Origin of the sequence: Halopseudomonas sp. Lyrl_26, assembly GCF_051948695.1 — a bacterium.
Lineage (GTDB): Bacteria > Pseudomonadota > Gammaproteobacteria > Pseudomonadales > Pseudomonadaceae > Halopseudomonas > Halopseudomonas formosensis.
The window spans coordinates 216026-242866 of record NZ_JAYJLH010000002.1; the positions used below are offsets into that span (position 1 = coordinate 216026).

At 63.2% G+C, this 26841-nt stretch carries 16 protein-coding genes; 12 read left to right on the forward strand and 4 right to left on the reverse strand.

What is annotated here, in order from left to right; all coding sequences use genetic code 11:
* Window positions 1-19: 19 nt before the first annotated feature.
* The 3 genes from VF673_RS04375 to VF673_RS04385 form a co-directional block, all read right to left on the reverse strand.
* The gene (locus tag VF673_RS04375; RefSeq protein ID WP_440291032.1) at window positions 20-3304 is read right to left on the reverse strand and encodes a carboxyl transferase domain-containing protein; all 3285 of its coding nucleotides are present in this window, start codon (window positions 3302-3304) and stop codon (window positions 20-22) included.
* Complete coding sequence (locus VF673_RS04380) at window positions 3304-4992, reverse strand: AMP-binding protein (RefSeq protein ID WP_440291033.1); 1689 nt, start codon at window positions 4990-4992, stop codon at window positions 3304-3306. Before VF673_RS04380 ends, VF673_RS04375 begins: the two co-directional genes overlap by 1 nt.
* A gap of 123 nt (window positions 4993-5115) precedes the next feature.
* The gene (locus tag VF673_RS04385; protein ID WP_440291034.1) at window positions 5116-7515 is read right to left on the reverse strand and encodes a penicillin-binding protein 1A; all 2400 of its coding nucleotides are present in this window, start codon (window positions 7513-7515) and stop codon (window positions 5116-5118) included.
* 185 nt (window positions 7516-7700) lie between these two features.
* Here VF673_RS04385 and VF673_RS04390 point away from each other — a divergent pair, with 185 nt between their 5' ends.
* From VF673_RS04390 to VF673_RS04445, 12 genes are all read left to right on the forward strand, one after another.
* Window positions 7701-8765 (forward strand): pilus assembly protein PilM, encoded by a 1065-nt coding sequence (locus VF673_RS04390; protein WP_440291035.1) that lies wholly within the window; start codon window positions 7701-7703, stop codon window positions 8763-8765.
* Complete coding sequence (locus VF673_RS04395; protein ID WP_090538751.1) at window positions 8765-9343, forward strand: PilN domain-containing protein; 579 nt, start codon at window positions 8765-8767, stop codon at window positions 9341-9343. The genes VF673_RS04390 and VF673_RS04395 overlap by 1 nt, the downstream gene beginning before the upstream one ends.
* A complete protein-coding gene (locus VF673_RS04400) occupies window positions 9340-9963 on the forward strand; it encodes a type 4a pilus biogenesis protein PilO (RefSeq protein ID WP_440291036.1) in 624 nt (207 codons plus the stop codon). The genes VF673_RS04395 and VF673_RS04400 overlap by 4 nt, the downstream gene beginning before the upstream one ends.
* Window positions 9960-10493 carry a type 4a pilus biogenesis lipoprotein PilP gene (pilP, locus tag VF673_RS04405; RefSeq protein WP_440291037.1) on the forward strand — a complete coding sequence of 178 codons (534 nt, stop codon included), beginning with the start codon at window positions 9960-9962 and terminating at the stop codon, window positions 10491-10493. The genes VF673_RS04400 and pilP overlap by 4 nt, the downstream gene beginning before the upstream one ends.
* 57 nt (window positions 10494-10550) lie before the next feature.
* Entirely contained in the window at window positions 10551-12758 is a 2208-nt protein-coding gene (gene pilQ / locus VF673_RS04410; protein ID WP_440291144.1) for a type IV pilus secretin PilQ, read from the forward strand.
* Window positions 12759-12763: 5 nt separating this feature from the next.
* A complete protein-coding gene (gene aroK, locus VF673_RS04415; RefSeq protein WP_440291038.1) occupies window positions 12764-13279 on the forward strand; it encodes a shikimate kinase AroK in 516 nt (171 codons plus the stop codon).
* 63 nt (window positions 13280-13342) lie between these two features.
* Complete coding sequence (gene aroB, locus VF673_RS04420; protein WP_440291039.1) at window positions 13343-14422, forward strand: 3-dehydroquinate synthase; 1080 nt, start codon at window positions 13343-13345, stop codon at window positions 14420-14422.
* Window positions 14423-14450: 28 nt separating this feature from the next.
* Window positions 14451-16040 (forward strand): AAA family ATPase, encoded by a 1590-nt coding sequence (locus VF673_RS04425; RefSeq protein WP_440291040.1) that lies wholly within the window; start codon window positions 14451-14453, stop codon window positions 16038-16040.
* A gap of 361 nt (window positions 16041-16401) precedes the next feature.
* Window positions 16402-20850, forward strand: coding sequence for a glutamate synthase large subunit (gene gltB, locus VF673_RS04430; RefSeq protein ID WP_440291041.1), 4449 nt, complete (start codon window positions 16402-16404; stop codon window positions 20848-20850).
* A gap of 64 nt (window positions 20851-20914) precedes the next feature.
* Window positions 20915-22333 carry an FAD-dependent oxidoreductase gene (locus VF673_RS04435; RefSeq protein ID WP_440291042.1) on the forward strand — a complete coding sequence of 473 codons (1419 nt, stop codon included), beginning with the start codon at window positions 20915-20917 and terminating at the stop codon, window positions 22331-22333.
* 145 nt (window positions 22334-22478) lie between these two features.
* Window positions 22479-23567 (forward strand): uroporphyrinogen decarboxylase, encoded by a 1089-nt coding sequence (gene hemE / locus VF673_RS04440; protein ID WP_440291043.1) that lies wholly within the window; start codon window positions 22479-22481, stop codon window positions 23565-23567.
* Between the two features lie 30 nt (window positions 23568-23597).
* On the forward strand, window positions 23598-24872 hold the full coding sequence (locus tag VF673_RS04445) for a bifunctional O-acetylhomoserine aminocarboxypropyltransferase/cysteine synthase (protein ID WP_440291044.1): 1275 nt from the start codon (window positions 23598-23600) through the stop codon (window positions 24870-24872).
* Window positions 24873-24939: 67 nt separating this feature from the next.
* On the opposite strand, the gene VF673_RS04450 is transcribed toward VF673_RS04445, so the two are convergent.
* The gene (locus VF673_RS04450) at window positions 24940-26730 is read right to left on the reverse strand and encodes an SLC13 family permease (protein WP_440291045.1); all 1791 of its coding nucleotides are present in this window, start codon (window positions 26728-26730) and stop codon (window positions 24940-24942) included.
* Window positions 26731-26841 lie beyond the last annotated feature (111 nt).

The window sequence follows — 26841 nt, forward strand, 5'->3', positions numbered from 1 at the left end:
CCAGGGGCAGAAACAGTGACTACCAGGTATCCACAAACGGTCTGGTCCCCGCCCGCAACGACTCCGGTGGCGCCGAGCTTAGCCCGCGCAGCAGCCAGTCGCGGGTTTCCAGCGGGTCGATGACCGCGTCTATCTCGAGGAAACTGGCCATGCTCAGGCCCTTGCCCCGTGCATAGAGCTCGCCCACCAGCCTGTCGAACAGCGCCTGCTGTTCAGCCGGGTCTTCCAGCGCTGCCAGCTCCTTGGCAAAGCCCAGCCGCACCGCGCCCTCCAGCCCCATGGCACCGAACTCGCTGCTCGGCCAGCCGATGGTGAACATGGGTGCATGGAAGCTGCCGGCGGCCATGGCCTGGGCGCCCAGACCGTAGCCCTTGCGCAGCACCACGGTGAAGAAGGGAATGCTCAGGCTGGCGGCGGTGACGAACATGCGCGAGACATGGCGCACCGTGGCCTGGCGCTCCGAGTCCGGGCCGACCATGAAGCCGGGGGTGTCGCACAGGGAGACCATGGGCAGGCCATGGGCCTGACACAGCTGCATGAAACGGGCGGCCTTGTCGCCGCCGGCGGCATCGATGGCGCCGCCCAGATGCATGGGGTTGTTGGCAATCAGGCCGAAGGCCTTGCCATTGATGCGGATCAGCGCGGTGATCATGCCGGGGGCAAACTGCCGGCGCAGTTCCAGCACCGAGCCGGTATCGGCCAGCGCTTCGATGACCTGGCGGATGTCGTAGACGCGCAGGCGGTTCTCCGGAATCAGGTGGCGCAGCAGGCGCTGATCGACGCACTCGCCGCCGGGCAGATCGCCCTGGAAGTAGGACAGGTACTGTTTGGCCACCCGGGTGGCTTCGGCTTCGTCCTCGACCAGCACATCAATCACGCCGTTGGGTGCCTGCATGCTGGTCGGCCCGACCTCCTCGGGGGTATAGCTGCCCAGGCCGCCGCCTTCGATCATGGCCGGTCCGGCCATGCCGATGGTGGCATTGCGGGTGGCTATGATGACATCGCAGCAGCCGAGCAGGGCGGCGTTGCCGGCAAAGCAGCGACCCGATACCACGCCCACCAGCGGCACCTTGCCACTGAGCCGGGCCATGCGCATGAAGGTGGTGCAGTCCAGCCCGGCGACGCCGACCTTGTCCACATCCCCGGGGCGGCCACCGCCGCCTTCGGTGAAGAAAACCAGCGGCAGGCGCCACTGCTCGGCCAGCTCCAGCATGCGGTCGGTTTTCTTGTGGTTCATCACCCCCTGGGTACCGGCGAATACCGTGTAGTCATAGGCCATGGCCATGCAACGGGCGGTTTCGGCGCCGAACTTGTCGGCGTTGACCGTGCCGATGCCGGCGATCAGGCCGTCGGCCGGGCTCATCTTCAGCAGCTCCTCATGGCTGCGGCGGGTGCGCTGGGCGGCCAGGGCAAAGGCGCCGTACTCCATGAAACTGCCTTCATCCAGCAGGTCGGCCAGGTTCTCGCGGGCGGTACGCTGGCCGGTCTTGCGGCGGCGGGCCACGGCCTCGGGGCGCTGGGCGTCGGTGAGCTGGGCCTGGCGGTCCAGCACTTCCTGCAGGTCGGCGCGGATATGCGCCAGGTCGATCTGCTCCTCGGTGGTGACCTGCTCCTTGCCTGTCGCGCTGGGCTCGATGAATGCCAGGGGCGCGCCTTCAAACAGGTTGTCCCCCGGGCTGGCCTGCAGGGCGCGGATGACGCCTGCGCAATCGGCCCTGACCTCGAATTCCATCTTCATCGCCTCCATCACGGCGATCTGCTGGCCGGCGGCGACGCTGTCGCCGGGTTGCACCTGAAGGCTGACCAGTACCCCCTGTACCGGCGCGGACAGGGCGCGGCAGCCCTCCGGGGCGGCTGCTCGGTCCGTCTGCAGGGCGGTGGCTGCGGCGCCGCCGGTGGCGAACAGGGTCGGGTGCGGCTGGCCGGCCGCGGCCAGCAGTGCGGCGGCGTGGCTGTCGATAAAACCGGTGGTGACCCGGTTGGCCTGCACCTCCGGGTGCTGCAGCAGGCTCTGCAGGAAGGGCAGGTTGCTGGGCACGCCCTCCAGCCGGAACTCGCACAGGGCGCGATAGGCCCGGCGCAGGGTGGCGGGGTAGTCCGCATCGGCATGCACGATCAGCTTGGCCAGCAGCGAGTCGAAGCCGGGGTTGGTGGTGTAGCCGCTGTAGCCGTAGCCATCGACGCGAATGCCGTGGCCGCCCGGCGGCTCGTAGGCGCTCAGGGTGCCGCCGGTGGGGCGGGCGCTGCCGTCCGCCTGCATGGCTTCCAGATTGATCCGCAGCTGCACGGCGAAGCCTCGGGGCGCAGGTACGCGGGCCTGTTCCAGGGCGAGCTGGGCCAGGCTGGCCCCGGCGGCCAGGCGTATCTGCAGCTGGACCAGATCGAGCCCGGTGACGGCTTCGGTCACCGTGTGTTCGACCTGGATCCGCGGGTTGGCTTCCATGAATACGAAGTCGCCGCTGTCCTCGTCGACCAGAAACTCGACGGTGCACAGGCCGCGATAACCGACCGCCGCGGTGAGGGTGCAGGCGGCGTCCAGCAGTCGCCGGCGCAGGTCGGGATCCAGCCCCGGTGCCGGCGCCACTTCGATGACCTTCTGATGACGGCGCTGCAGGCTGCATTCCCGCTCCCACAGGTGGCTGACCTGCTGGCCGTCACCGGCGATCTGCACCTCGATATGCCGGGCACGGGGAATCAGCCGCTCGATATAGAGCTCGCCATTGCCGAAGGCGGCCCGCGCTTCGGAGCTGCAGCGCTCGAATGCGTCCGGCAGCTGGGAGAGGTCGGTGACCAGCCGCATGCCCCTGCCGCCACCCCCGGCCAGCGCCTTGAGCAGCACCGGGGTGCCCGCCGGCAGTGCCTTGATGAAGGCCTGCGCCTGCTCCAGCGTGGTGGCCTGCTCGGTACCCTGGACCACGGGTACGCCCTCGCGCTGGGCCAGCTGTCTTGCTTGAGCCTTGTCGCCGAACAGTTCCAGTACCCGGGCGTCCGGGCCGATGAAGGTGATGCCCGCCTCGGCGCAGGCGCGGGCCAGCTCGGCGCTCTCGCTGAGGAAGCCGTAGCCGGGATGGATGGCATCGCAGCCCTGCTCCCGGGCCAGCGCGACAATCTGGGCAATATCCAGATAGGCGCTGGCACCGCGGCCGCGCAGGGGTACGGCCTGATCCGCCTTGCGCAGATGCAGGCAGGCGGCATCGTCCTCGGAGTAGATGGCGACGCTGGGTATATCCAGCTCGGCGGCGGCGCGGGCGATTCGGACGGCGATCTCGCCGCGGTTGGCAATCAGCAGGCGTTGGAAGGGCATCAGATCCAGTCCTTGAGTTCGTTCTTCTTGACCTTGCCGGTGGCGGTCATCGGCAGGCTTTCAACAATGCGGATTTCCGGCACCTTGTAGCTGGCCATGACCTCCCGGCACCAGTCGGTCAGGGCTTCGGCGGTCAGGCCGCTGCCGGGCTTGGCTACCACGAAGGCCAGCGGCATCTCGCCCCGGCGCTCGTCGGGGCGGCCGATCACCGCCGAGGCCAGCAGGTCGGGATGCTGACCGAGCATGGCCTCGAGCTCCGCAGGGAACACACTCATCCCGTTGACCTTGAGCATTTCCTTGCGCCGGCCGAGGTAGCGGATAAAGCCCTGTTCGGTGATCACGCCGCTGTCGCCGGTGTGCAGCCAGCCATCGCGCAGCGCCTCGGCACTGGCCTCGGGGCGGTTCCAGTAGCCCTTGAGCAGGGACGGGGAACGTACGCACAGCTCGCCCTCGCTGCCCAGCGGCAGCAGCTCGCCGGTCTCGAAGTCGCAGACCTTGAACTCGGTGCCGGGCACCGGCAGGCCAACAAAGGTGGGCGCGGACTTCAGGTCGAAATCGTCCTCCTGCAGCCCGGCGGTAAAGGTGTCGCAGGTGTGGGTTTCGGTCATGCCGAAGCTGGTCTCGAACAGGGTGCAGCCGGTCAGTTCACGCCAGCGGCGGCGGTATTCCGGGGTGAGCTTCTTGATGAAGGAGACGCAGCTGGTGACCTGCAGCGAACTGAAATCGAACTCGCGGCATTGCGGGTGATCGAGGATCTCCGCCGCGCTGTCCACCAGCAGGCCGGTATGGTTGACCCGGTAATGCTGGACCGCGCCCATGAAGGCCAGAGCATCCCAGCGGGCCAGCAGCACCAGGGTGGTCCCGCCGAACACCGGGAACAGCAGGCCGGCGTTTTCCCCTGCTATCCAGAACTCGGGCATGAAATTCAGACTCACCCTGTCGCTGTCCAGTCCCAGTGCGGCGGGCAGGAAGCTTGCGCAGGTGTAGAGCATGTGGCCGTGGGTGTGGATGCAGCCCTTGGGCAGGCCGGTGGTGCCTCCGGTGTAGTTGAGGGCGGCGATATCATCCAGGCCCGGTTCGGGCAGCTCGCGGGACGTGGTGGCGGCCAGTGCGGGCATCAGGTCGAGGCTGTCGGTTAGCGGTAGCTTGGGTGCCAGCAGCAGATCGGGCACCGGGAAGGGTGGCTCGGCGGGGCACAGCTCCGACAGACTGGTGCTGATGATCAGGCGCAACCGGCAGTCATCGGCCACCTGGCGCACCACCGGCAGCAGCTGATCGAAGCTGACAATCACCTGAGCGCCGCAATCCTTGACCTGATAGGCCAGCTCCATCGGCATGGCCATGGGGCTGACCGGGCAATGCACGGCGCCGGCCTTGAGGATGCCGTAGAACACGATATGCATCTGCGGGCAGTTGGGCAGGTAGACCGCGACCCGGTCACCTGGCTGTACGCCCTTGTCCAGCAGCAGGCTGGCGAAGCGGCTGCTCAGGTCATCCAGCTCGGCATAGCTCAGGTCGTAGCCGTAGAAACGCACCGCAGGTTTGTCTGGGGTGGCCTTTGCCCAGTGCTGCAGGTAATGGGTGAGAGGGCGCTGACCCAGGGGGTACTGCGGTTCACGGGCGTGGCCTGCGGGCCAGGCGGCCTGTTGCAGCTGGTGAAGGCGCCCGAGGTAATCGCGCTCATGCATGTCGTCACCTGTTTTCTTATTGTCTGGTATGACAGCTGAGATTAAAGCGATCGGATTGTAAAAACAGCAAGATAGGGATTGCGAATAAGGCGGGATCAACTGGCCGGGCGCAGGCCCGGCCGCTCAGAAGAGCTCGAGGGGAGTCAGAGCGTCTTCGCTGATATAGCCACCGATCTCCAGCTCGCTGTAGGACGGCGGCATGTCCTCTTCCTTGAATATCTCCAGCAGGGCGCCGGGAGTGCCGGGCCGTGCGGTGCGTCCGGTGTAGGGGTCGATGCGTACGCTGACCAGACCTTCGGGTTGCGGCTGGCTGTGTTCCGGGCGGCCGGCCAGGGCTGCTGCCATGAACTGGGACCAGATCGGCAGGGCGGTAGTGCTGCCGTATTCCCGACGGCCCAGGGGCGCAGGCTGGTCGAAACCGACCCAGACCGTGGTGACGTAGTCGCCGTTGTAGCCGGAGAACCAGCCGTCCTTCTGATCGTTGGTGGTGCCGGTCTTGCCGGCCAGATCTCTGCGCTGCAGCTCCCGGGCGCGGGAGGCAGTGCCGCGGGTGATCACATCCTGCAGCATGCTGTTGAGCTGGTAGATGGTCCGCGGGTCGATGACCTGCTCTGCGGTCTGCACCTGGGTTGAACTGGTCGGCGCATCCAGACCGACATAGGCAAGGATGCGCCGCTGGTGCACCGCCACTGCCTCCGGCGCTACCGCGGGGCGACCGAAATCGATGACCTGCCGCTCGCTGTTCTCGATGCGCTCGATCAGCCAGGGCTTGACCGCATAACCGCCATTGGCGATCACCGCATAGCCGGTGGCAATCTGCAGCGGGGTCAGTTCCGGTGTACCCAGTGAGGCGGACAGGTGGCGGGGCAGGTCGCTGCGGTTGAAGCCGAAGCGTTCGATGTAGCTCAGGGCCTCATCCACACCGATATCCATCATCAGCCGCACGGAAACCAGATTGCGTGACCGGTACAGCGCTTCGCGAAGACGTATGGGGCCGAGAAAGTCACCGCCGGCGTTGCGTGGACGCCAGTCTTCGGCCTGGTGACCATCGTTGAACACCAGAGGAGCGTCGTTGGTCAGGCTGGCCGGGGTATAGCCATGGTCCAGAGCGGCAGCATACAGGAAGGGCTTGAACGCCGACCCCGGTTGGCGGCGGGCCTGGGTGACCCGGTTGTAGTTGCTCTGTACAAAGGAAAAGCCGCCGGTCAGCGCCTGTATGCTGCCGTCCTGGGGGGAGAGGCTGACCAGGGCGCTCTGGGCTTCGGGCAGCTGGGTGAGGCGGTACTGTCCGGACTCCTCCAGGGGCTGCACGCGGATGACGTCGCCACGTTGCAGCACGTCGGCGGGTTTGCGCGGGTTGGGGCCCATGCTGTTGGCGCTGAGATAGGGGCGGGCCCAGCGCATGTTCTCCCAGGCGATGGTGCCGAGGTCGCCGTTGCGCAGAAGGACGCTGACGGCGTCATCACCGACTGCGCTGACGATGGCCGGGCGCAGTCCGCCGAGGCTGGGCAGATTGCGAATCGCCGAGATAAGCTGATCGTCCCGCAGATCCGGATGCCGGGCCTCGGGGCCGCGGTAGCCATGGCGCTGATCGTAGGCCAGCAGACCTTCGCGCAGGGCACGATTGGCCTGGGTCTGCAGCTGGCTGTCCACCGTGGTGTACACGTGATAGCCGTCGGTATAGGCGCTGGTTCCGAACCGTTCGATCATCTCCAGGCGCGCCATTTCGGCAACATAGGGGGCTTCGAGCTCGGGATTGGAGCCGTGATAACGGGCCGTCACCGGGGTCGCAATGGCTTCGTCGTAGGCGGCCCGGTCAATGCTTCCCAGCTGCAGCATGCGGCCCAGGATCCAGTCCCGGCGGATGCGGGCACGCTCCGGATTGGCCACCGGATTGAAGGCCGACGGGGCTTTCGGCAGTCCGGCGATCATCGCCAGGTCCGCCAGCGGCAGCTCGGCGATGGGCTTGCCGTAATACACATGGGCTGCCGCTTCGATGCCATAGGCGCGGTTGCCCAGGTAGATCTTGTTCACGTACAGCTCGAAGATCTCGCGCTTGCTCAGCTGACGCTCGATCTGCAGCGCCAGGAGAATCTCGTTGAGCTTGCGGGAAAACACCCTGTCGCTGGAGAGGAAGTAGTTCTTGGCGACCTGCATGGTGATGGTGCTGCCGCCCGTCTGGATCTGCCCTGTGCTGATCAGCTCCGACGCGGCCCGCAGCAGGCTGACAGGATCCACCCCGTGGTGGTTGAGGAAGTTGTCATCTTCCGCGGCCAGAAGGGCGTCGATGAAGCCCTGCGGGATCTGTTCGAAAGTAATGGGCAGTCGACGCATTTCGCCGAACTCGGCAATCAGCTTGTGATCTTTGCTGTAAACTCGCAAAGGAGTTTGCAATTTGACATCGCGCAGTGTATCTACATCGGGTAGGGCCGGACTGAGGTAGAGTGCAACACCGCTGAGCACGAGCAGGGGACCACTCGCAGCGGCGGCCAGCAACCAGAAGAGAACAATTAGCAGGCGCATGAGGGATTGATCATTTCCCTGTTTGAAAAAGCTGTTTACGGAAGATGGTGTTGAGAACGGGTTAACAGTCCGCATTATAAGCTGATTTTTTTCCTTTTAGCCATTTGCGCTGGAACAAGGACTGTTATTTAATGTGGTCAAATATGAACCGCCCGTAAGTGGCGGATGCTGATAGGAAATTGGCTGTGCTAGGGCTCCTAAAGAAAAAATCGAACGCGTTGCTGGGTATCGATATCAGCTCCACGACAGTGAAGTTGCTGGAACTCAGCCGATCAGGGAACCGCTACAAAGTGGAATCGTATGCGGTTGAACCTCTCCCACCAGGTGCGGTAGCCGAAAAGAATATCGTCGAACTCGAGAGCGTCGGACAGACCTTGCAGAAGGTGCTGTCCCGTTCGCGTACCTCGCTGAAACAGGCGGCGGTGGCGGTGGCAGGCTCCGCGGTGATCACCAAGGTCATCGAGATGGATGCCGGGCTCGATGAGAACGAGATGGAAGAGCAGATCGCCCTCGAGGCCGATCAGTACATTCCCTATCCTCTCGACGAAGTGGCGCTGGACTTCGAAGTCCAGGGCGTTTCGCCTCGCAACCCCGACCGGGTTGAGGTGCTGCTGGCCGCCTGCCGACGTGAGAACGTCGACATCCGCGAGGCGGCGCTGGCCCTGGCCGGACTGGAGACCAAAATAGTCGAGGTCGAGGCCTATGCCATGGAGCGAGCCTGCGAACTGATCATCGATCAGCTGGACGGCGACCCCGGGGAAATGACCATCGCGGTCATCGACGTCGGCGCCACCATGATGACGCTGAGCGTGCTGAGCCAGGGGCGGACCATCTACACCCGCGAGCAGCTGTTCGGTGGCAAGCAGCTGACCGACGAGATCCAGCGCCGTTATGGTCTGTCCCAGGAAGAGGCTGGCCGTGCCAAGAAACAGGGCGGCCTGCCCGACGATTACGAAACCGAAGTCCTGCAACCCTTCAAGGAAGCTGTGGTGCAGCAGGTCTCGCGCTCACTGCAGTTCTTCTTTGCCGGCGGGCAATACAACGACGTCGACTACATCCTCCTGGCCGGTGGCACCGCGTCGATTCCGGGGCTGGATCAGCTGATCCAGCAGAAGCTCGGAACCACCACTGTGGTGGCCAACCCCTTTGCAAACATGACCCTCTCGAACAAGGTGAATGCGGTTGCGCTCAGTAATGACGCTCCGGCAATGATGATCGCCTGTGGTCTGGTAATGAGGAGTTTCGACTGATGGCTCGCATTAACCTGTTACCCTGGCGCGAGCAGCTCAGGGAAGAGCGCAAGAAGCAGTTCCTGTCCATTCTGGCCCTCATCGTTATTGTCGCCGGGCTGCTGGTCTTTCTCGGCGACCGTACGATCAACGGCAAGATTGATCATCAGAACGCCCGCAACGAGTTCCTGCGCAAGGAAATCCGGTTGCTGGATGGTCGCATCAAGGAGATCGAGCAGTTGCAGGCCCGGCGCAGCCAGCTGCTGGAGCGCATGAAGATCATTCAGGACCTGCAGGGCAATCGCCCGATCATTGTCCGCGTGTTTGATGAGATGGTCCGTACCTTGCCCGACGGTGTGTACTTCACCTCGGTGGACATGAAGGGATCCGTGATCGGCATCAAGGGTGGGGCGGAGTCCAACAGTCGCGTGTCCAATCTGATGCGTCAGATGGATGCCTCCGACTGGCTGGCCTCGCCCAACCTGACCGCCGTCAAGGCGGTCACCCAGGGAGCGTTGGATCAGGCCAACGTGTTCGAGATGTCGGTCCGTCAGACCGAGCCGGGCGCGAACGCCGCTGAGGGAGAACAGCAGCAATGAGTTTTGCTCAATCCATGGAAAGTCTGAAGAAGGTCGATTTCAACGACCTTGACTTCAACAATATCGGGTCCTGGCCGGGTGCACTCAAGGTCATTGTGGCAGCGTTGCTGTTCGCAGTGCTTCTGTTTCTCGGCTATCAGTTCCATCTCAAGGACCTTCAGGCGCAGCTCGAGCGCACCGAAGCCCAGGAAGCCACCCTGCGCAAGGAGTTCTCTGACAAGTCCTTCAAGGCTGCCAACCTGGACGCCTACAAGGAGCAATTGATCGAGATCGAGGACAGGTTCGGCACCCTGCTCAAGCAGCTGCCCAGTGATACCGAGGTTCCCGGTCTGCTGGAGGACATCACCCAGATGGGACTCAACAGTGGTCTGGAGTTTGAGTCCATCACCCTGCAACCGGAAGTTGAACGTCAGTTCTACATCGAGCTGCCGATCAAAATCGTAGTGCAGGGCAATTACCATGATATCGCCACCTTCGTCAGCAGCGTCGCCGGTCTGCCGCGTATCGTCACGCTGCACGATTTCGACATTAAGCCGGTGTCCGAAGGCAATCCCGACCTGCTGAAGATGAACATAGTGGCCAAGACCTATCGCTACAACGAATCGGGAGGTCAGCAATGAGCCTGTTCAGACCTTTCGGAGGCTGCGCATTGCTGCTCGGGGCGGCGCTGCTGACCGGTTGTGGTGGTAACGATTTCAGTGACCTGCAGGCCTACATGGAGGAGGTGCGGGCGCGCCCCGCCGGCAATATCGAGCCATTGCCGCAGGTTATTCCCTATGAGGCATTCACTTACAGTGCCAGCTCGCTGCGGAGCCCTTTCCAACCCCCGGTCCGGATCGATCTGAGCCAGCGCGAAAGAGGCTCCAAGGACATCAAGCCGGATGAGGATCGCCCCAGACAGTTCCTCGAAGGCTTCAACATCGAAGGCTTCGAGATGGTCGGTGTGCTGAGCAATCGGCAGGGCATGCAGGCGCTGATTCGCGGCGCCGGCAGTGTGCATCGAGTCAAGATCGGCGACTACCTGGGCCGCAACCACGGCCGGGTCACCAGCATCGAAGAGGGCCGTGTCGATGTTGTTGAAATAGTCCCGGATGGTGAAGGTGGTTGGTTGGAGCGACCGCGTACCCTCAGCTTGGCTGAGCGCGGATAAGGTCAACCAGGGAGAGATAACATGAACTGTAAAAAGTCGCGCGTGGAACGCAATCAAATGCCTCTGACCAGGAATTTTTCAATCGCAGCCGTACTGGCGCTGCTCAGCCCGCTGGCTCTGGCCGCCGATCTCCAGAAACTCGATGTCGCCTCACTGCCCGGTGATCGGGTGGAGCTGAAACTGACCTTCGACGAGCCGGTGACCAGTACGCCCAAGGGCTACACCATCGACCAGCCGGCCCGTATCGCCATCGACCTGCCAGGGGTGAAGAACCGCCTGGGTGAACGCAGCCGTGAACTGGGACTGGGCAATACCCGCAGCCTCACAGTGGTCGAGGCCAATGATCGTACCCGTCTGATCATCAATCTCACCGATCTGGCCCCCTATGCAACCCGCGCTGAGGGCAACAGCCTCTACGTGATGGTTGGTGCCAGCGAGGCCCCCGGTTATACCGCAGCTGCGGCAACTTCCGTGCCTGCTCAGGCCAGTGCCAGTAACTGGCGCGGTGCCAACGAGCCGGCGGTATCCAGCCCGGCAGCTGTGTCCGGTGCGCGTTCCATCCGCAGCCTGGACTTCCAGCGTGGCGATCAGGGTGAAGGCAACGTCATCGTCGACCTCTCCGATCCGAGCATCCGTGTCGATGTGCAGGAGCAGGGCGGCCGCATCCGCCTCAATTTCCCCGCTACCCAGCTGCCTGATGAGCTGCGCGTGCGCCTGGATGTGAAGGACTTCGCCACGCCGGTGAACTTCATCAACGCCAGCACCTCCGGCCAGGATGCGACCATCAATATCGAGCCCACCGGTCTCTACGAGCATCTGGTGTACCAAGCAGACAACCGTCTGATCGTCAGCATCAAGCCGCTGACCCAGAGTCAGATCGAGCAGCGCCGGGCTGATGCCTTCAACTACACAGGCGAGAAGCTGTCGCTGAACTTCCAGAACATCGAGGTGCGTTCGGTGCTGCAGCTGATTGCCGACTTCACCGACCTTAACCTGGTGGCCAGTGATACCGTCCAGGGCAGCATCACCCTGCGCCTGCAGAACGTGCCCTGGGATCAGGCGCTGGATCTGGTACTCAAGACCAAGGGGCTGGACAAGCGCAAGATCGGCAACGTGCTGCTGGTAGCTCCGGCGGAAGAAATTGCCGCGCGTGAACGTCAGGAGCTGGAATCCCAGAAGCAGATCGCCGAACTGGCGCCGTTGCGTCGTGAACTGATTCAGGTCAACTACGCCAAGGCATCGGATATTGCCTCCCTGTTTGCCTCGGTTACCGCCGGCAGCGAGCAGCGCGGGTCCATTACTGTGGATGACCGTACCAACAGCATCATCGCTCTGGAAACCCAGGAGCGCCTGGATGAGTTGCGCCGCATCGTTACCCAGCTGGATATCCCGGTTCGTCAGGTGATGATCGAGGCGCGTATCGTGGAAGCCAACGTCGGTTTCGACAAGGCGCTGGGCGTACGCTGGGGTGGTAACGTCAACCTGGGCAGACGTTTCAACGGGTACGGCGGTACCAACCGTGAAGCGCGGATGGGGGTTGTGGATAACCCTAACCCACGTGAGCGTGAGTATATCTACACCAACCCCATTGATGGGACTCAGGAAGTCAGAACCGAAACCATTCAGGATACAACTGCAGGCTTTTTGGGTATCCCGGAAATTCCGCTGAACATTCCCTTTGTTGATATGGGCGTGATCGGTGCCACTTCCGGTATCGGTATTGGCTTCATCACCGATAACGCCATCCTCGACCTGCAACTGTCAGCGATGGAAAGTTCCGGTAACGGCGAGATTATCTCCCAGCCCAAGGTAGTGACTTCCGACAAGGAAACCGCGAAGATCCTCAAGGGTTCGGAGATTCCCTATCAGGAAGCCAGCTCCAGTGGTGCTACCACAACCGCCTTTGCCGAGGCAGTGCTGTCGCTGGAAGTGACCCCGCAGATCACGCCGGATAACCAGGTGATCATGGATGTCATCGTGACCAAGGACGAGCCTGACTTTACCAACCAGGTTAACGGCGTACCGACCATCCGCAAGAATGAGGTCAACGCCAAGATTCTGGTAGCCGATGGTGAAACCATAGTGATCGGCGGGGTATTCTCCAGTGAGTCCCAGAAGAGTCAGGAGAAGGTGCCCTTCCTGGGGGATCTTCCGGTGGTCGGCCGCGCCTTCCGTCGTGATCTTACCTTCGAAAGCAAAACCGAACTGCTGGTATTCCTGACCCCGCGTATCATCAACAACGGAGCTATCAGTCTTGCCAGGTAATCCCGTTGCGTAATGTGTTTCTGGTAGGCCCGATGGGGGCAGGAAAGAGTACCATCGGGCGCCTGCTGGCCAAGGAGCTTGGTTATCCCTTCAAGGATTCTGACAGGGAGATCGAAGCCAGAACCGGAGCCGATATTCCCTGGATCTTCGATGTGGAAGGGGAGGACGGCTTTCGTCAACGTGAAGAAGCCATGATCGCCGAGCTGGTGCAGGAACAGGGTATCGTTCTGGCCACTGGCGGCGGTGTGGTCATGCGCGAGTCCAATCGTCGTGCGCTGGGTGAAAACGGGCTGGTGGTCTATCTGCGCACCAGTGTCGAGCAGCAACTCCAGCGTACCGCCAAGGATCGCCAGCGGCCCCTGCTGCAGACGGCGGATCCGGAAAAGGTGCTTCGGGACCTGATGGCCAAGCGCGATCCCCTGTACCGCGAGATAGCGCACCTCATCATAGATACCGACCAGCGTGGCCCCAAGGTGGTGGTCAATGCCATCGTCGCGGAGTTGGAGCGGAGCGCAGGCTGAGTGGTGCTCTGCCCTGCGAGGGCGGGACTGATGTATCCTAGCGGGATTGTCAGGGAGAGTTCCATGCAGCAATTGACCGTTGATCTCGGTGATCGTAGTTATCCCATCCATATTGGCAGTGGCCTGCTTGACCAGGCTGAGCTGCTCAAGCCCCATATCGCTGGCCGTCAGGTCTGTGTCGTAACCGACGATACGGTCGCGCCGCTGTATCTTGAGCGGTTGCGCCGGACCCTGTCGGACTATTCCCTGCTTTCGGTGGTCCTGCCCACCGGCGAGGCGTTCAAGAACTGGGCTACCCTGCAGCAGATTTTCGATGCACTGCTGGGGGCCCGTCACGATCGGCGCACCACCCTGATAGCCCTCGGTGGCGGCGTGATCGGTGACATGACCGGGTTCGCTGCCGCCTGCTATCAGCGCGGCGTGGACTTCATCCAGATCCCCACCACCCTGCTGTCACAGGTTGACTCGTCGGTAGGCGGAAAGACGGGTATCAATCATCCCGCCGGCAAGAACATGATCGGCGCCTTCTACCAGCCCAGGGCGGTATTGATAGACACCGATACCCTGGCCACGCTTCCGGCCAGGGAGGTCAGTGCGGGGCTGGCGGAGATCATCAAGTATGGGCTGATCCGTGACCGCGAATTCCTGCAATGGCTGGAAGACCACATGGAGGGGCTGCGCGCGCTGGAGCCGGGACTGATTACCAGGGCCATCCACCGTTCCTGTGCGATCAAGGCCGAGGTGGTGGCTGCAGATGAGCGAGAGGGCGGCGTACGTGCGATCCTCAATCTCGGTCATACCTTCGGCCATGCGATAGAGGCCCATCAGGGGTATGGCAGCTGGCTGCATGGCGAGGCGGTGGGTGCAGGCATGGTCATGGCTCTGGACATGTCGGCGGAGCTCGGTTGGCTGACCGATCAGGATCGCCAGCGTGCACGGAACATCATCGCTGCTGCAGGGTTGCCGATCACGCCCCCGCCGGGCATGCGAGCCGAGGATTTCCGGCGGCTGATGTCCGTCGACAAGAAAGTGCTGGACGGCCAGTTGCGCCTGGTGCTGCTGCAGCAGCTGGGGCAGGCGGTGGTGACTGGTGCGTTCGATGGATCTGCGCTGGATACCGTTCTGGCCGGAATTGGACAATAAGGGGCGAAGGAACGTGAGGGCGGACGAATTGAGCAGTACCGAGGATTTTCTTCTTCATTACCAATTGCAGCATGACCCCTTTGCCGCGCGACCGCCGGGGTTCAGGTTCTTTACGCCCGGCCGCAAGCCGGTTCTCGCCCAGCTCCACCACATGGCGCATTTTTCCGAGCAATTACAGGTGGTGATCGGCCCCACCGGGGCAGGCAAGACGCTGTTGCGCCAGGCACTGGTAGCCAGTTGCAACCGGGAAAAAGTTCAATGTGTGGTCACCTCCGGGCGCGAGTATGCGACCGAGGATGGGCTGCAGAAGCTGATCTGTCAGGCACTCGGGGTCACTGACATCGACGACTTGCTGGAGCGCTCCTCACAGCTCCACGCCACAGGCATGCAGATCTATCTGGTGGTGGACGATGCCCATTGCCTGCAGCAGGATGCCCTGCAGATGCTCGCAGATATCAGCCAGTCCGGAAGGGCGGCGCCTCGGGTTTTCCTGTTCGCCGAAGACAGCATTGTCGAGAAGCTGGAGTCGGTGAGCATGCCGGCAGAGCGCGCCTGGCTGCAGCTGGTGGATATGCCGTCCTTTACCCTGGAAGAGACGCGAGCCTATCTGGCCCAGCGACTGGAAGGTGCGGGGCAGGGCATCGAGTTGCTTGATGATCAGCAGGTCGCGCGAATCCATGAGCTGAGCGGCGGGTGGCCGGGTGCGGTCAACGAGGCGGCTCGTCAGGTCATGCTGGAGGAGGTTGAGCAGGACATCCGGCCAGTGCCATCCAGACGCTCCGGTTTTCCCCTGCGTTCGGTTGTCGCGCTGGTTCTGGTAGGTGTCGGGGTTGCCATCGCATGGATGATGGGTGGCGAGGAGCCGGCGCCTACCCAGACGGTGCTGAATCTGCCCGAGCCGGTGGCCAGCGTGGATGTTACTGCCGGAACCGGCGCTGCAGTGCTGCAGATGCCCGGAGATTCCTCCAGTGCGCTCGAACGGATTGCCGAGGAGCAGGACGCCGAATCAACAGCTGACGTTGAAATGGTGTCCGCACCCGCACCTGTTGCAGCTGCGGCCCGCCCGTCAGCTGGTGGCGAACTTCCGCCGCCTCTGCCCATGCCCGAGCCGCCCCGGGTGGAGGTCCCTGCGGTGGTAGCGGCTCCGCCGGTTCCGCCCGGGGGTGGAACGGCACCTGCCTCGGCGGCTCCGACGGCATCGACGCCGGTGCTGGAGTCGACACCTGTTGCTGCGGCCCCCGTGGCTGCCACGCCGGCAACGAGCAGTGCTCCGGTGAGCAGCGCTCCTGCTGTGGAAGTGCAGGCAGCCCCCCGTGCTTCAGCCGAGCCCCACGGCGCGGCCTGGTATCGTCAGCGACCGGCCAGCCAGTATGCGCTGCAGGTGCTGGGGACCCGTTCCCGTCAGGCGGCATTGGACTTCATCCGGGCGCAGTCCGGCGTCGCGGATATGGGGCTTTTCGAGACCGTCCATGAGGGCCAGCCCTGGTATGTCGTGACCCAGGGTGCCTATGCCAGTCGTGCCCAGGCCCAGCAGGGGGCTGCCCGGTTGCCCGAGTCGCTGCGCAAGCAGAAGCCCTGGCCGCGCAGCATGGCCAGCATTCAGCAATCCCTGCGCTGAAGCGCGCCTCGCCAGGCCGACCCGCAGCTGTGGGTCGGCCTGGGGCCTTCCGTTCCTCTTACTCTTCCCCTCATTGTTTTTCTCTCTCTTTGCTCTTCGTGCTCGGTTCATGACCTTCCGGTCATGCACTTTGCTGGTGCATGCGAATGGTGCATGCACCATGCTGGTTCAAAAAAACGACATCAAAATAAAAAAGCATTCCTTTTTACGACATTTGCATATGTTTTTGCGGCAAAAATTATTGTGACGCGACATGCCGCTGTGTAGAATCAGGGCATTCCAGGCGTGGTGATGGCCCTTGGCGAAGGTCCGCCGGTTGTCGGCAAGCCTCAGAAACACATCGATTCTCGAGAGCGTATTTATGCACAAAGGCCTCTATCAACCGGATCAATTCAAGGATAACTGCGGTTTCGGTCTGATCGCCCATATGCAGGGCCAGAGCAGTCATCACCTGCTGAAAACCGCCATTGATGCCCTGACCTGCATGACCCACCGGGGCGGTATCAATGCCGATGGCCGCACCGGCGACGGTTGCGGACTGCTGCTGCAGATGCCCGATCAGTTCATGCGCGCCGTGGCGCGGGACGAGCTGGGGCAGGAGCTGCCGTCCCGCTACGCGGTGGGCATGATTTTCCTTGGCAAGGATGAGGCTGCTCAGCAGCGTACCCGTGAAGCCTTTGCCGCCGCGGCAGCTGATCAGGGCCTGCGCGTCGTGGGTTGGCGTCAGGTGCCGATCGACGAGAGCGTGCTCGGCCCGCTGGCTTTGAGCAGCCTGCCTGCCATCAGCCAGGTATTTTTGGGTGGCGAGGGGCTGGACGAGCAGCAGTTCGCGATCCGTCTGTTCTATGTTCGCCGCAAGGTGGAAATCGCCCTTCAGAGCGAGGCCGACTTCTATGTCTGCAGCCTGTCCGCCAATGTCATCTCCTACAAGGGGCTGATGATGCCGGCGGACCTGCCCAGCTTCTATCCGGATCTCGGCGACGAGCGCATGCAGACGGCTATCTGTGTTTTCCATCAGCGCTTCTCGACCAATACCCTGCCGCGCTGGCCGCTGGCCCAGCCGTTCCGCCTGCTGGCGCACAACGGCGAGATCAACACCATTACCGCCAACCGCAACTGGGCCCAGGCGCGGCGTACCAAGTTCGCCAATCCGCTGCTGCCGGACCTGGAAAGTCTGGCGCCGCTGGTCAACGTCACCGGTTCCGATTCGTCGAGCATGGACAACATGCTCGAGCTGCTGCTGACCGGGGGCATGGACCTGTTCCGCGCGGTGCGCATGATAGTGCCGCCGGCCTGGCAGAACATGGAGACCATGGATGCCGACCTGCGTGCCTTCCACGAATTCAACTCCATGCACATGGAGGCCTGGGACGGTCCGGCCGGCATCGTGCTGACCGAAGGCCGCCACGCAGTCTGTCTGCTTGACCGCAACGGCCTGCGCCCGGCCCGCTACGTCATCACCCGCAACGGCTACATCACCCTGGCCTCGGAAATCGGCGTATGGAACTACAGCCCCGAGGACGTGATCAGCAAGGGCCGGGTCGGTCCCGGCCAGATCCTGGCGGTGGACACCCATACCGGCGAGGTGCTGCATACCGATGAGGTGGACAACCGCCTGAAGTCGCGCCACCCCTATCGCAAGTGGCTGAAGCAGAACGCCCTGCGCATCCAGGGCACCCTGGATGATCGCGATGCGGCCGACGAGTTCCTGGCGCCGGAGCCGCTGCAGGAATACATGAAGATGTTCCAGGTCAGCTTCGAGGAGCGCGACCAGGTACTGCGCCCGCTCGGCGAGAACGGCCAGGAGGCAGTGGGCTCCATGGGTGACGATACCCCCATGGCTGTGCTGTCCGGCCGGGTGCGTTCGGTCTATGACTACTTCCGCCAGCAGTTTGCCCAGGTGACCAACCCGGCCATCGACCCGCTGCGCGAGGCGGTGGTGATGTCCCTGGAAACCTGTCTGGGTGCCGAGCGCAATGTCTTCGAGGAAACGCCGGATCATGCCAATCGGGCCATTCTCAGCAGCCCTGTGGTCTCCCCGGCCAAGTGGCGGACGCTGATGCAGCTCGAGCGCCCCGGCTTCGCCCACGAGCGCATCGACCTGAATTTCGACGAGAGCGTGCCCCTGGGGGCGGCGATTGCCGCCATCACCGAGCAGGCCGAGGCCGCGGTACGTGCCGGCAAGACCCTGCTGGTGCTCAGTGACCGCGCCATCACCCGTGGCAAGCTGCCGGTGCATGCCGCGCTGGCCGTCGGCGCGGTGCACCATCACCTGGTAGCCCGCGGCCTGCGTTGCGACTGCAACATTCTGGTGGATACCGCCACCGCCCGCGACCCGCATCATTTCGCGGTGCTGATCGGCTTCGGCGCCTCGGCGGTTTACCCCTATCTGGCCTACGAGGTGCTGGCCGATCTGATCCGCACCGGCGAGGTCATCGGCGACCTCTACGAGGTATTCAAGAGCTACCGCAAGGGCATCTCCAAGGGGCTGCTGAAGATCCTGTCGAAGATGGGCATCTCCACCGTGGCTTCCTACCGTGGTGCCCAGCTGTTCGAGGCTGTGGGCCTGGCCGATGAGGTCGTCGACCTCTGCTTCCGCGGGGTGCCCAGCCGTATCCAGGGCGCCGGTTTCCGTGATCTGCAGGCCGATCAGGCGCTGCTGGCAGCTGAAGCCTGGAACCCGCGCAAGACCATACAGCAGGGCGGTCTGCTGAAGTTCGTGCATGGCGGCGAATATCACGCCTACAACCCGGACATCGTGCGTGCATTGCAGGACGCGGTGCAGGGCGACAGCTACGACAAGTACCTGGAGTACGCCGCGCTGGTCAACCAGCGTCCGGTGGCCACCCTGCGCGACCTGCTGCAGCTGCGTACCGACGTCGAGCCTGTTCCGGTGGATGAGGTCGAGCCGCTGGAGTCGCTGTTCAAGCGCTTCGACTCGGCCGGTATCTCCCTGGGGGCTCTGTCGCCCGAGGCCCACGAAGCCATTGCCGAGGCGATGAACCGTCTGGGCGCACGCTCCAACTCCGGTGAAGGTGGTGAGGATCCGGCGCGCTATGGCAGCATCCGCACCTCCAAGATCAAGCAGGTGGCCTCCGGTCGCTTCGGCGTCACCGCCGAATACCTGGTCAATGCCGAAGTGCTGCAGATCAAGCTCGCCCAGGGCGCCAAGCCCGGCGAGGGCGGGCAGCTGCCCGGTGGCAAGGTCAATGAGCTGATTGCCCGGCTGCGCTACGCGGTGCCCGGCGTAACTCTGATCTCGCCGCCGCCGCACCATGACATCTACTCGATCGAGGACTTGGCGCAGCTGATCTTCGACCTCAAGCAGGTCAACCCCCAGGCCCTGGTCTCGGTCAAGCTGGTCGCCGAGCCCGGCGTCGGTACCATCGCTGCCGGTGTGGCCAAGGCCTATGCCGACCTGATCACCATCTCCGGTTATGACGGTGGCACCGGCGCCTCGCCGCTGACCTCCATCAAGTACGCCGGATCGCCCTGGGAGCTGGGGCTGTCCGAGGCCCACCAGACCCTGCGCGGCAACGAGCTGCGTGGCCGGGTGCGGGTGCAGACCGACGGCGGTCTGAAGACCGGTCTTGACGTGATCAAGGCCGCCATCCTCGGCGCCGAGAGCTTCGGCTTCGGGACGGCGCCGATGATTGCCCTGGGCTGCAAGTATCTGCGCATCTGCCACCTGAACAACTGCGCCACCGGTGTCGCCACCCAGAACCGCAATCTGCGTGACAACCACTACATCGGCACCGTGCAGATGGTGATGAACTTCTTCACCTATGTGGCGACGGAAACCCGCGAGTGGATGGCCAGACTGGGCGTTCGCCGCCTGGAAGATCTGATCGGCCGTACCGACCTGCTGGAGATCCTGCCCGGCAACACCAGCCGACAGCAGGGGCTGGACCTGCGCCCGCTGCTGCACAGCGACCTGGTACCTGCCGACCGGCCGCAGTACTGCCAGGTCGAGGGCAACAAGCCCTTCGACCAGGGGCTGACCGCCGAGCGCATGGTGGAAATGGCCATGCCGGCAATCGAAGGTCTGAACGGTGGCGACTTCGAGATGACCCTCACCAATTGCGACCGTTCGATCGGTGCCCGGGTATCCGGCGAGATCGCCCGGCGTCACGGCAACCAGGGCATGGCTGCCGCGCCCATCACCTTCCGCTTCAAGGGCACTGCCGGACAGAGCTTCGGGGTATGGAACGTGGGCGGACTGAACATGTACCTGGAAGGGGACGCCAACGACTATGTCGGCAAGGGCATGACCGGCGGCAAGCTGGTCATCACTCCGCCGGCGGGCAGTGCCTTCCGCTCGGAACAGACCGCCATCATCGGCAACACCTGCCTGTATGGCGCCACCGGCGGCAAGTTGTTCGCCGCCGGGGTTGCCGGTGAGCGCTTCGCGGTGCGCAACTCGGGCTGTCACGCGGTCATCGAAGGCGCCGGCGACCACTGCTGTGAATACATGACCGGCGGCATGGTCTGCGTGCTGGGTCGTACCGGCTACAACTTCGGTGCGGGCATGACCGGTGGTTTCGCCTACGTGCTGGATCTGGACAACAGCTTCTTCGACCGCCTGAACCACGAACTGGTCGAGCTGCAGCGGATCAGCGGGGAGGCCATGGAGGCCTACCGCAGCCACCTGACCGGTGTGCTCACTGAGTACGTGGCGGAAACCGGCAGCGCCTGGGGTGCCGAGGTACTTGAAGACCTGGACAACCATATCCGCCGCTTCTGGCTGGTCAAGCCCAAGGCAGCGAGCCTGCGTGCTCTGCTGAAAACCACGCTGGCCAACCCGCAGTAAGGGGCTGGGTGACAATGAAATTTCGCTGGTGCGCTGCGGCGCACCGGCAGTGAAGAGGTGGAACATGGCAGAGCGTCCGAACAACGACTTCCAATTTGTCGAAGTGGGTCGGCAGGAGCCGAAGAAGCGTCCGCTGCGGCAGCGCAAGACCCGCTTTATCGAGATCAACGAGCTGTTCAAGCCGCAGGAGGCCTCCGAGCAGGCGCACCGCTGCCTGGAGTGCGGCAACCCCTACTGCGAGTGGAAGTGTCCGGTACACAACTACATCCCGAACTGGCTGAAGCTGGTTTCCGAGGGCAACATCATCGAGGCGGCAGAGCTGTCTCACCAGACCAACACCCTGCCGGAAGTCTGTGGTCGCGTCTGTCCGCAGGACCGTCTGTGCGAGGGGGCCTGTACTCTGAATGACGGCTTCGGCGCGGTTACCATCGGCTCGGTCGAGAAGTACATCACCGACACCGCCTTCGCCATGGGCTGGCGGCCGGACATGTCCCAGGTCAAGCCCAACGGCAAGCGGGTCGCCATCATAGGTGCCGGCCCGGCCGGGCTGGGTTGTGCCGACGTGCTGGTACGTGCCGGCGTCAAGCCGGTGGTATTCGACCGCAACCCGGAAATCGGCGGCCTGCTGACCTTCGGTATCCCCGAGTTCAAGCTGGAAAAGAGCGTGATGGCGCGCCGCCGTGAAGTCTTTACCGGCATGGGTATCGAGTTCCGCCTGAACACCGAGATCGGTCGCGATATCAGCATGGAGCAGCTGCTGGAGGAATACGATGCCGTGTTCATGGGCATGGGCACCTACACCTACATGAAGGGCGGCTTCCCCGGCGAGGATCTGCCCGGCGTTCACGATGCGCTGGATTTCCTGGTGGCCAACGTCAACCGCCATCTGGGTTTCGAGAAATCGCCTGAGGACTTCATCGACATGAAGGGCAAGCGCGTGGTGGTGCTCGGCGGTGGCGACACCGCTATGGACTGCAACCGTACCTCGATCCGTCAGGGTGCCGAATCGGTGATCTGCGCCTACCGCCGTGACGCGCAGAACATGCCCGGCTCGCGCAAAGAAGTGAAGAATGCCCGGGATGAGGGTGTGCACTTCCTGTTCAACCGTCAGCCGATCGAAATCGTCGGCAACGGCAAGGTCGAAGGGATCAAGGTCATCGAGACTCGCCTGGGCGAGCCGGATGCCAAGGGGCGTCGCAGCCCCGAGCCGATTCCCGGATCGGAGCAGATCCTGCCTGCCGACGCGGTCATCATCGCCTTCGGCTTCCGCCCCAGTCCGGCGCCCTGGTTCGCCGATGTAGAGGTGCAGGTAGACGGTCAGGGCCGGGTCATCGCCCCGGAACAGGCCAGATACAAGTTCCAGACCAGCAACCCGAAGGTCTTCGCCGGTGGCGACATGGTCCGCGGCTCGGATCTGGTGGTCACCGCCATCTGGGAAGGGCGGCAGGCTGCCGAGGGAATTCTGGATTACCTCGAGGTCTGAGGCTCATTTCATTTGCTGGAGTGTGGTTGGCGCCGAGCTGGGCTGGAGAGTTCCGTCCGGCCGCGCCCCTTTGCCGCAGCAGCCCTTATATTCGGCGCGATAACGGTTACAATGGTTGCCATTTACGCAACTGAGTACCGAATTCATGTCTGAACTGAAGAATGACCGTTTTCTGCGTGCGCTGATGCGCCAGCCTGTGGATGTCACGCCGGTGTGGATGATGCGCCAGGCGGGTCGTTACCTGCCCGAGTACCGCGCCTCCCGCGCCCGCGCCGGGGATTTCATGGGGCTGTGCATGAACCCGGAGATGGCCTGCGAGGTAACATTGCAGCCACTGGAGCGCTACCCGCTGGATGCGGCCATCCTGTTTTCCGACATCCTGACCATTCCCGATGCCATGGGCCTGGGCCTGCACTTCGAGACCGGCGAAGGTCCGCGTTTCCGCAAGCGCATCGACACCCTGGCCGATATCCAGGCACTGCCCATCCCCGATCCGGACAAGGATCTGGGCTATGTCATGGACGCCGTGCGTACCATCCGCCGTGAACTCAATGGTCGCGTGCCGCTGATCGGCTTCTCCGGCAGCCCCTGGACCCTGGCCACCTACATGGTTGAAGGCGGCTCGTCCAAGGACTTCCGCAAGATCAAGGCGCTGATGTATGACCAGCCCGAGGCGGTGCACCTGCTGCTGGACAAGCTGGCCGACTCGGTGATCAGCTACCTGAATACCCAGATTCGTGCCGGTGCCCAGGCCGTGCAGATCTTTGATACCTGGGGCGGCAACCTGTCCGCCGATGCCTACCAGAAGTTCTCCCTGGCCTACATGCGCAAGATTGTTGCCGGCCTGATCCGCGAGCACGACGGACGCCGGGTGCCGGCCATCGTCTTCACCAAGAACGGTGGCCTGTGGCTGGAGAGCATCGCCGACTGCGGCGCCGATGGCGTGGGGCTGGACTGGACCATGGACATCGGTGTAGCCCGTTCCCGGGTGGGATCCAAGGTGGCGCTGCAGGGCAACATGGATCCGACCGTACTCTATGCCAACCCCAAGGCCATCCGCGACGAGGTGGAGCGCATTCTGGCCAGTTACGGCAAGGGTACCGGCCATGTGTTCAACCTCGGTCACGGCATAACCCCGGAGGTGGACCCGGCACACGCTGGCGTGTTCATCGAGGCAGTGCACGAGCTGTCGGCCAAGTATCATGATCCGAACGCGGTCGTCGCCCAGGGCTGACGATCACCAAGACAAGGGAGTCCAACAAGAATGAAGCTCGAAACCCTGGCAATACACGCTGGATACAGCCCCGATCCGACGACCAAGGCCGTGGCGGTGCCCATCTACCAGACCACATCCTATGCGTTCGACAGCACCCAGCACGGGGCGGATCTGTTCGATCTCAAGGTGCCCGGCAACATCTACACGCGGATCATGAATCCGACCAACGATGTGCTGGAGCAGCGGGTCGCTGCCCTGGAGGGTGGTGTCGGTGCGCTGGCGGTGGCTTCCGGCATGGCGGCCATCACCTACGCGATCCAGACCATTGCCGGGGTGGGCGACAACATTGTGTCCACCGCCAAGCTGTACGGCGGTACCTACAACCTGTTCGCCCATACCCTGCCTCGTCAGGGTATCGAGGTTCGTTTTGCGCCCCATGACGATATTGCCGCGATGGAAGCGCTGATCGACGAGAACACCAAGGCGGTGTTCTGCGAGTCGATCGGCAACCCGGCGGGCAACATCATCGATCTGAAGGCGCTGGCCGATGCGGCTCACCGTCACGGCGTGCCGCTGATTGTCGACAACACCGTGGCCACGCCAGTGCTGTGCCGGCCCTTCGAGCATGGTGCGGATATCGTGGTGCATGCCCTGACCAAGTACATCGGCGGGCACGGCAACAGCATCGGCGGCATGGTGGTGGACTCGGGCAAGTTCCCCTGGGCAGACCACAAGGAGCGCTTCCCGCTGCTCAACACCCCGGATGCCTCCTACCACGGCGTGGTCTATACCGAGGCCTTCGGCCCGGCGGCCTTCATCGGCCGCTGCCGGGTAGTGCCGCTGCGCAACATGGGCGCGGCGCTGTCACCCTTCAACGCCTTCCTGATCCTGCAGGGTCTGGAAACCCTCAGCCTGCGCATGGAGCGTCACTGCTATAACGCGCAGCGGGTGGCCGAGTACCTGCAGCAGCATCCGCAGGTGGCCTGGGTGAAATATGCCGGGCTGCCCGATCATCCCGAGCATGAACTGGCCCAGCGCTACATGGGGGGCAAGCCGGCGGCGATCCTGTCCTTCGGCATCAAGGGCGGGCAGGAAGCGGGGGCACGTTTCATCGATGCGCTGCAACTGGTGCTGCGTCTGGTGAACATCGGTGATGCCAAGTCCCTGGCCTGTCATCCGGCTTCCACTACCCACCGTCAGCTGAGTGACGAGGAGCTGGAAGAGGCCGGTGTGCCGCGGGATCTGGTGCGGTTGTCGATCGGTATCGAGCATATCGACGACATTCTCGCGGATCTGGAACAGGCGCTGGAAGCCTCGAAGTAACGCCGACCGCCGCTGGATTGAAAAGGGCCTGCTTGTGCAGGCCCTTTTTTATTGCTCGCTCGGCGCCTCACGCCGGGAACAGAGGCCAGATCAGCGGGATGATGACCGTAGCCGTGGCCCACATGATCAGGTTCAGTGGCAGGCCGATACGCACGAAGTCCATGAATCTGTAGCCGCCGGCACTGTAGACCAGAGTATTGGTCTGGTAGCCGATGGGCGTGGCGAAACTGGCGCTGGCAGCGAACATGACCGCGACCACGAAGGGACGCGGGTCGGCGCCCAGCTGATGGGCAACCCCGATGGCAATCGGCGTCAGCAGTACGGCGACCGCATTGTTGCTGACGATCTCGGTCAGGGTGGATGTCAGCAGGTAGATGAAGGACAGCATGAACAGGGGGCCCAGCCAGGGCGACAGGGTCATGACCTGGGCCACTATGCTGTCCACCAGACCAACCTTGTCCATGGCGATGCTGATCGCCAGCATGCCGAAGATCAGCGACAGTATCTTCCAGTCGATGGCCTTGTAGGCATCCTCCACATCCAGGCAGCCGGTAGCCACCACCACGGCGGCGGCAATGATCGCCAGCCCCTCGATAGGCATGACACCCATGGCGGCCAGGCTCATCACCGCAACGACCGCCGCAATGGCGATGGGCGCCTTGCTCCGGCGGTAAGCCCGCTCCTGCACGGTGTTGAGACTGATCAGGTCACCGTTGTCGGCAAACTTGCGGATCTGTGCGGGCGACCCCTCAACCAGCATCACATCACCGAACTGCAGCTCGAAGTCATCCAGGTTGTCCTGGATGTGCTCGTCCTGGCGGTGCACGGCCAATACATGGATGCCGTAACGGGCGGTCAGGTTGAGGTCGCGCATGGGACGGTTGATATAGCGCGAGCTGCGCGCCACCACGGCTTCGGCCAGCACCACATCCCGGGTGGAGATGGTCTCGAAACGCTGGTCGCGGTTGAACTCCAGCACGCCGGTATGGCGCAGTTCAACGAAGTCCCGCATGCCGGCATGCAGGATAAGACGATCCCCGGCCTGCAGGGTGGTGGTATTGATCGGTGTGGACAGTTCATCCTCGCCGCGGAAGATCTTCAGCACCTTGATTCCGCTGTCGCCGTTGAGCTGGGCGTCGGCAATGGTTCTGTCGACCACGGGCGAGCCCTGGGGCACCAGCAGCTCGGTCATGAAAGTACGGCTGCGCTGGGGACGCAGACGCTCGGAGAGGCTGTCGCGATCGGGAAGCAGGCGTTTGCCGAACAGCATGATGAAGGTCAGGCCGATGGCCGCATAGATGGCGCCGGCCAGGGAAATCTCGAACATGCCGAAAGGGGCCAGCCCCTGCTGACGCGCCACGCCGTCCACCAGGATATTGGTTGAAGTGCCTATCATGGTCATGCTGCCGCCCAGAATGGTGGCATAGGACAGCGGGATCAGCAGTTTCGAGGCCTTGCTGCCGACCCGCGCCGCCAGCGTGACCGCCACCGGGGTGAGGATGGCCACCACGGGCGTATTGTTGATGAAGGTGGACAGCAGCATGGCGGTGAGCAGCAGGGCAAACAGCATGCGGGTAGGGCTGGTGCCGCCGATGCGGGCAAGTATGCTGCCGAGTCGTTCGACGCAGCCGGTACGCTCCAGCGCGGCGGAGAGAACAAACATGCAGGCAATGGTGATGGGGGCGCTGTTGGACAGGACGCCGAGAACCTCGGCCGGGGTCAGCAGGGTGCTGGCCAGCAGAACGGCCACGGCAATGCCCACCACGATATCCGGGCTGAATTTTTCCCGGACGAAGGCATACATGACCCAGCACAGCAGGGCGGCCACGCCCAGCATGGAGAGTGTTTCCCAGTTCATCGGCAACCTGAATCTCGTGTGAGGTATCGGTTCCGCACCGGGAACCAAGCTGCCGCTACCCTAACGTTTTGGAACAGCTCTGTAAAAGACCTGAATTTTATTTGCGGATTC

Bases quoted from the DNA above. Each gene is read 5' to 3' on its own strand.
- VF673_RS04450 (WP_440291045.1), bottom strand. From the start codon at position 26,730: ATGAACTGGGAAACACTCTCCATGCTGGGCGTGGCCGCCCTGCTGTGC.
- VF673_RS04435 (WP_440291042.1), top strand. From the start codon at position 20,915: ATGGCAGAGCGTCCGAACAACGACTTCCAATTTGTCGAAGTGGGTCGG.
- pilP (WP_440291037.1), top strand. From the start codon at position 9,960: ATGAGCCTGTTCAGACCTTTCGGAGGCTGCGCATTGCTGCTCGGGGCG.
- VF673_RS04385 (WP_440291034.1), bottom strand. From the start codon at position 7,515: ATGCGCCTGCTAATTGTTCTCTTCTGGTTGCTGGCCGCCGCTGCGAGT.
- VF673_RS04395 (WP_090538751.1), top strand. From the start codon at position 8,765: ATGGCTCGCATTAACCTGTTACCCTGGCGCGAGCAGCTCAGGGAAGAG.
- VF673_RS04445 (WP_440291044.1), top strand. From the start codon at position 23,598: ATGAAGCTCGAAACCCTGGCAATACACGCTGGATACAGCCCCGATCCG.
- VF673_RS04380 (WP_440291033.1), bottom strand. From the start codon at position 4,992: ATGCATGAGCGCGATTACCTCGGGCGCCTTCACCAGCTGCAACAGGCC.
- VF673_RS04375 (WP_440291032.1), bottom strand. From the start codon at position 3,304: ATGCCCTTCCAACGCCTGCTGATTGCCAACCGCGGCGAGATCGCCGTC.
- pilQ (WP_440291144.1), top strand. From the start codon at position 10,551: ATGCCTCTGACCAGGAATTTTTCAATCGCAGCCGTACTGGCGCTGCTC.
- VF673_RS04400 (WP_440291036.1), top strand. From the start codon at position 9,340: ATGAGTTTTGCTCAATCCATGGAAAGTCTGAAGAAGGTCGATTTCAAC.
- gltB (WP_440291041.1), top strand. From the start codon at position 16,402: ATGCACAAAGGCCTCTATCAACCGGATCAATTCAAGGATAACTGCGGT.
- aroB (WP_440291039.1), top strand. From the start codon at position 13,343: ATGCAGCAATTGACCGTTGATCTCGGTGATCGTAGTTATCCCATCCAT.
- hemE (WP_440291043.1), top strand. From the start codon at position 22,479: ATGTCTGAACTGAAGAATGACCGTTTTCTGCGTGCGCTGATGCGCCAG.